At 41.9% G+C, this 6,482-nt stretch carries 8 protein-coding genes and 1 other RNA gene; all 9 read right to left on the bottom strand.

The window, feature by feature from the left end; genetic code table 11:
• Positions 1-706: ribose-phosphate diphosphokinase (locus QZ565_RS07415; protein ID WP_295527648.1), on the bottom strand; the 706-nt coding region annotated here is incomplete at its 3' end.
• A gap of 145 nt (positions 707-851) precedes the next feature.
• On the bottom strand, positions 852-1,667 hold the full coding sequence (locus QZ565_RS07410; protein WP_295527645.1) for a PrsW family glutamic-type intramembrane protease: 816 nt from the start codon (positions 1,665-1,667) through the stop codon (positions 852-854).
• A gap of 24 nt (positions 1,668-1,691) precedes the next feature.
• Positions 1,692-2,189 carry a carbonic anhydrase gene (locus tag QZ565_RS07405; protein ID WP_225742436.1) on the bottom strand — a complete coding sequence of 166 codons (498 nt, stop codon included), beginning with the start codon at positions 2,187-2,189 and terminating at the stop codon, positions 1,692-1,694.
• A gap of 72 nt (positions 2,190-2,261) precedes the next feature.
• Positions 2,262-3,626: a DNA repair protein RadA gene (gene radA / locus QZ565_RS07400; protein WP_295527654.1), complete on the bottom strand. Its 1,365-nt coding sequence runs from the start codon at positions 3,624-3,626 to the stop codon at positions 2,262-2,264.
• Positions 3,627-3,636: 10 nt separating this feature from the next.
• Positions 3,637-4,176, bottom strand: coding sequence for a histidine phosphatase family protein (locus tag QZ565_RS07395; protein WP_295527651.1), 540 nt, complete (start codon positions 4,174-4,176; stop codon positions 3,637-3,639).
• Between the two features lies 1 nt (position 4,177).
• Positions 4,178-4,621, bottom strand: coding sequence for a dUTP diphosphatase (locus QZ565_RS07390; RefSeq protein WP_295527640.1), 444 nt, complete (start codon positions 4,619-4,621; stop codon positions 4,178-4,180).
• A gap of 56 nt (positions 4,622-4,677) precedes the next feature.
• Positions 4,678-4,775, bottom strand: an RNA gene (gene ffs, locus QZ565_RS07385) — signal recognition particle sRNA small type.
• Between the two features lie 32 nt (positions 4,776-4,807).
• Positions 4,808-5,275 carry a tRNA adenosine(34) deaminase TadA gene (gene tadA, locus QZ565_RS07380; RefSeq protein ID WP_295527638.1) on the bottom strand — a complete coding sequence of 156 codons (468 nt, stop codon included), beginning with the start codon at positions 5,273-5,275 and terminating at the stop codon, positions 4,808-4,810.
• 200 nt (positions 5,276-5,475) lie between these two features.
• On the bottom strand, positions 5,476-6,482 hold a 1,007-nt coding region (locus QZ565_RS07375; protein ID WP_295527635.1), incomplete at its 5' end, for an adenylosuccinate synthase.

Here is a 6,482-nt window from a genome sequence, read left to right as displayed (position 1 = left end):
CGTGACAAATCGTTCCAGCAGTATCAATCATATCATCAATCAAGATACAAGTCTTGCCTTCGACCTTACCGATGATATTCATGACTTCACTAGTATTCATCTTATCAACGCTACGACGTTTGTCAATGATAGCAATAGATGTTTTCAAAAATTCTGCCAACTTACGGGCACGAGTTACCCCTCCATGGTCTGGGCTGACAACCACATAGTCAGAACCAACCATACCACGACGCTCAAAATAATCCGCAATCAGAGGAGCTCCCATCAAATGATCCACAGGAATATCAAAGAATCCTTGAATCTGCGCAGCATGCAAGTCGATTGTCAATAAACGATCCACTCCAGCTACTTCAAGCATATTTGCGACAAGTTTTGAAGTGATTGGCTCACGCGCTCTCGCCTTTCTATCCTGACGTGCATACCCATAGTAAGGCATGACAACATTGACAGATTCTGCACTCGCACGCTTCAAAGCATCTACCATAATCAAAATTTCAAGCAGATTGTCATTTACAGGCGAACTAGTTGATTGTAGGATAAAGACGTGTTTCCCACGGATTGATTCTTCAATGTTGACCTGAATCTCTCCATCTGAAAATTGGCGAACACTTGATTTCCCCAACTCTATCCCAATCTCCTGCGCTACACGTTTTGCCAATTCTTGATTAGAAGAAAGGGCAAACAGCTTTAAATCAGAAAAAGACATGATTTCCTCCGGTATATATGTATCGCTTGTGCTTTTCACAAGATTTTTCCATCTACCATTGTAGCGCTTTTTACACTATTTTTCAATCAAAAATAAAAGAAGGGCACCATATTTGTACCCTTGCATCATTCTTTTAAAAAATATTCTAGTTCATCAACTCATTGTGCTTCTCAACAAAGCGATAAGCCTGATAAAAACCATAGAGAGTAATAGCCGTAACCACTGGAATCGCTAAGGGCAACTCTGTCTCCAACTCCACGAAAGGAGAATTAAACAGGAAGTGAGTTCCCAAGGCTAAACCTAGGAAAATAAGCCCCTGTTTCTTGCCAACCTTTTGTCCTTTATAGGCTCTGTAAAGCAAGTAAACACCTACTACAGCCAAACCTGAAAAAGTCCAGTGAGAGGCAATTCCTGAGATGATACGCTCTAAAATTCTCGAAATAGTAAAGTCAAAGCCCTCTGGCAAATCCGTATGAATATAGCCAATATCCTCAATCATTTGGAATCCCAAACCAGAAGCAATCCCTAGTAAAAACAAAGATTTTAATTTTCGCACAGGAATCAAAGCTAAAACAAAAACAAGTGGCAACAATTTCAAGGGTTCTTCTACCAAAGGAGCCACAATAGCACTTTCAAAGGCATTTAAAAATCCACTATCTGGGAAAAGAACACCCAGCAAGTCATGGATATAGGTATTAGCAAAGCTAGACAACCAGCCTGAAAGGAACATCCCACCCAATAAAGACAAGATCAAGGCCTTCTTTGGCAATTCCCATTTTTTCCCAATACGGAAAAGGAAATAAAGAGCTGGAATCATGTAAAAGAGAGCTAGAAAGATAGAAACTCCCATTAGTCCATATTCCGCACCTGACATCGAACCGTCCGTATAGTAGATGGTTTCATATTGTAAACCAATACATAGCAATAAAATAAAAATAAATAAAATACTGTTTTTCTTCATACACTCTCTTTCTAAATGAAGTATTTATAATTCTACGACTGTCATACTTCCTGTATCTACATCGTAAATAGCACCAGAGATAACGACATCATCTGGTATTAAGGGAGACTCGATAAGAAGTTGCATATCCTCACGCACACTCTCCTCTATATCTTGGAAGGGCAAAAAGTCCTGGTCTGACACATCGACACCTAGTTCCTCTTTTAAATACTCCTGAAAAGGACCATTTTCAAAGGTCTGAGCACCACAGTCTGTATGGTGCAACACCACAATCTCTCTTGTCCCCATTTGTTGCTGGGAAATAACTAGCGAACGAATCATGTCCTCAGTCACTCGACCACCTGCATTCCGCAAGATATGAGCATCCCCAAGTGCCAAACCTAGAGCTTGCGCAACGTGCAAACGAGAGTCCATACAGGTCACAATGGCTACTCTGGTTTTGGGTTTAAGTGGCAGATTTAACTGCCCATGTAGGGCAACATAAGCCTGATTGGCTTGCATAAACTGTTCAAAATACGACACGATTCCCTCCTTGAAAATTTGATAGTCAAATATTTCTCCTATCTTATCATTTTTAAGAGGATTTGTCACAGATTAAGCAAAAACCTTTTTCAAAACTTCCTGAATCGTTGTCACCCCAATGACCTGTATTTCCTTAGGCGGAGTGATTCCTGTCAAGGAATTCTTAGGTACATAAATCTTAGTAAAACCCAGTTTAGCAGCTTCATTGATGCGCTGCTCGATACGATTTACGCGCCGAATTTCTCCTGTCAAGCCCAGTTCGCCTACAAAACATTCCTGAGGATTGGTTGACTTGTCTTTGTAGCTCGAAGCAATGGCAACCGCAACGGCTAAGTCAATGGCAGGTTCATCCAATTTGACACCGCCAGCAGATTTGAGATAGGCATCCTGATTTTGCAAGAGAAGTCCTGCCCGCTTTTCCAAAACAGCCATAATCAGACTCGCACGATTGAAGTCAAGCCCTGTCGTAGTACGCTTGGCATTTCCAAACATGGTCGGCGTCACCAAAGCCTGAACCTCTGCTAAAATTGGACGCGTCCCTTCCATGGTCACAACGATTGATGAGCCAGTCGCTCCATCCAAACGCTCCTCTAGGAAAACTTGACTCGGATTGAGTACCTCAACCAATCCACCCGACTGCATCTCAAAAATCCCAATCTCATTGGTGGAGCCAAAACGATTTTTGACAGCTCTTAGGATACGAAAAGTATGGTGGCGCTCCCCTTCAAAGTAAAGCACCGTATCCACCATATGCTCCAACATACGAGGCCCAGCCAAGGTTCCTTCCTTGGTCACATGACCGACGATAAAGATAGCAATATTATTTGTCTTAGCCAGCTGCATGAGTTCAGCCGTCACCTCACGCACCTGAGAAACAGACCCCTGCACCCCTGAAATCTCAGGAGACATAATGGTCTGGATAGAGTCAATAATGAGGAAGTCTGGCTGGATGCGCTCCACCTCTGATCGAACACTCTGCATATTGGTCTCGGCATAGAGATAAAACTCGCTATCGATATCTCCCAAGCGCTCTGCTCGTAACTTAATCTGCTGGGCAGACTCCTCCCCGCTGACGTAAAGAACAGTTCCTACTTGAGACAGCTGAGTTGAGACTTGTAAGAGAAGGGTCGATTTCCCAATCCCAGGATCCCCACCGATGAGGACGAGACTTCCTGGGACCACTCCACCTCCAAGTACACGGTTGAATTCCTCCATCTCTGTCTTGGTTCGATTGACGTTGATTGAAGTCACCTCAGCCAATTTCATAGGCTTGGTTTTCTCACCTGTCAAGGACACACGCGCATTCTTTACCTCGGCAACCTCAACCTCTTCTACAAAGGAAGACCAAGACCCACAGTTAGGACAACGTCCTAGATATTTAGGGGAATTATACCCACAATTTTGACATACAAATGTCGCTTTTTTCTTTGCGATGATAAACCTCTTTCTATATCTCTAACTCACACTCAATCACTTGGCAAAAATCAATCTTCTCATTTGGCACAAACTGGCGCATGAGCATTCCGTGAGTTACAATGATAATAGTTTTATAATTTTTATATTTTTCCAAAGCTCTTAAAAAACGATGACGCATCTCTAGATCAGTTTCATAGCGATAAGGAGAATCTTCAGATAAACCTCCTTGATGTTTTAGATAATATTCATGAGCTACCAATACACTAGTTGAATCAGAGTTAGTGCCATCTAAGTCTGGACGCCACTCATGAAAAAACGGCTCCACAAATAAGTCCAATCCTGTTTCAACTGCTATATAATGGGCTGTTTCTAAAGCCCTCGTCACAGACGATGAAATAATAATCTCTGCCTTTCCAAAACATGCAGTTTTAGCAACTTCTTTTGCCAGACTGCGACCTTTTCCTGTCAATGGCGCTAAATCACGACCAAAACCACTATAGAGTTGCGGATTTTCAAGTTTATCAAGCATACTATAATCTGGCTCCCCATGACGTACAAAGATAATCTTCATTCTAGTGCCCTGTCGATCCAAATCCACCAGTTCGAATGCCATCAGCAGCATCTCCATCTGCAATTAAGAAAGGAGCAAAGACAGCCTGGACAACACGTTCCCCAACTTCAAGAACAACCTCTTGATCTGTAATATTCTTCATCTGAGCAAAAATATGCCCTTCATTCCCAGGATTTCCATAATAATCCCCATCAATGACCCCAACTGAATTAATTAAAACCAAGCCCTTCTTACGAGGATTTGAAGAGCGATCATAGAGGTAGAGAACCTCAGTCGGCTGCATATAAGCCTTAACCCCTGTCGGAACCAAGACAATCTCTCCTGGCGCAATAACCGTACGCACAGCAACCTTTAAGTCGTAACCAGCCGCATGCGCTGTCTCACGCTTCGGCAATAAATTTTCATCTGTAAAAGTCGAAACCAATTCAAAACCACGAATTTTCATAATCTTCTCTTTTCTATTATCATTTATTCTAGATTATTCTATCTTATTTATTCGGAAAAAGCACGAAAAAAAGAGCACACAATTCAAGTCGCTTAGGGCTGCTGGATTCCTCCCCTGACCCGCTTCACGCAGAACTGTTGCTCCACTATTTATTATATCACATTCCTATTCATTTTAAAAGCAAAATTATTTTTTCCGTCTATTTCTAAAAAAGGCCTGCATAATAGCTGCGCATTCATCTTCCAAAATTCCCGTTTCAACCTCCACACGATGATTGAGACGTTCATCTGTCAAGATATCGTACAAACTTCCAGCAGCGCCAAATTTCTGATTTTTAGCCCCATAGACCACGTTTGGAATACGGGCAAGCCCAATCGCTCCACTACACATGACACACGGCTCAATGGTCACAAAAAGCGTGCAATCCAGCAAGCGCCAACTCTCCTCACTCAAGTTCGCATTCTCTATAGCCATAATCTCCGCATGCATAACCGCTCGCTGCAATTCCTCACGTGCATTATGCCCACGACCAATGATTTCCCTATCTTTGACAATCACACAACCAATTGGAATTTCATCGTGTTCTAAGGCAATCTCAGCTTCTCTCAAAGCCTCCCTCATAAAGACTTCTTTTTCTTCAAGCGTATAATCCATCTCTTTTCCCTTTTCCTACTTATCGATTTTATTATTATATCATGAATCCCAACACAAAAAAAGCCACCGAATACGGTGACTCTATAGGGAGATTATTATGAAAAAGAAAAGTTTAGGATATTTGTTACAACAAGTTAGGAGGTCTTCTTGTAACTGTCTATAGTATACCCGACCTATCTTAAACAAATCTTAAAAATCTCTTACGACCAAACACTTTCTAAAATATTTGTTTGTTCACGACCAGGACCTACTGAGAAAGTAGAAATACGAACGCCAACCAATTCGCTCACACGACGAACATAGTTACGCGCATTCTCAGGAAGGTCTTCCAAATTACGAACTCCAGTAATATCTTCTGACCAACCTGGCAACTCTTCATAGATAGGCTTGCAACGTTTTAATTGCTCAAGACTAGCTGGATAGTAGTCAATACGTTGACCATCCAGATCATAAGCCACACAGATTTTCACCGTATCCAAACCACTCAAAACATCGATAGAGTTCAATGAAAGGTTAGTGATACCAGAAACACGGCGGCTATGACGCATTACAACTGAGTCAAACCAACCCACACGACGTGGACGACCAGTTGTTGTACCGTATTCATGACCTACTTCACGGATACGTTCTCCCACTTCATCAAACAACTCAGTTGGGAAAGGACCGTCTCCTACTCGACTCGTATAGGCTTTACATACACCTACAACCTTGTCAATCTTACTTGGACCAACACCAGAACCAATCGTAACACCACCAGCCACAGGGTTTGATGACGTAACAAATGGATAGGTCCCTTGGTCGATATCTAGCATAACTCCTTGTGCACCTTCAAAAAGCACACGTTTACCGTTATCAAGCGCATCATTCAAAATGACGGACGTGTCTGTCACATATTTCTTGATTTGTTGACCATATTCGTAATATTCTTCAAAAATATCATCGAAAGCAATCGCTTTACTGTCATACAATTTTTCAAAAAGACGATTCTTTTCAGCAAGGTTACGTTCTAAACGCTCACGGAAAATATCTTTATCCAAAAGATCTGCAATACGAATCCCAACACGAGCAGCCTTGTCCATATAAGCTGGACCAATTCCCTTGATTGTAGTCCCAATCTTATTGTCGCCCTTAGCTTCTTCTTGCAAACGGTCTAACTCGATATGATAAGGCAAAATGACATGGGCACGATCAGAAATACGCAAGTTAT

The sequence above is a fragment of the uncultured Streptococcus sp. genome, assembly GCF_915066115.1.
GTDB lineage: Bacteria > Bacillota > Bacilli > Lactobacillales > Streptococcaceae > Streptococcus.
This window is presented reverse-complemented; position numbering and strand designations above follow the sequence as displayed.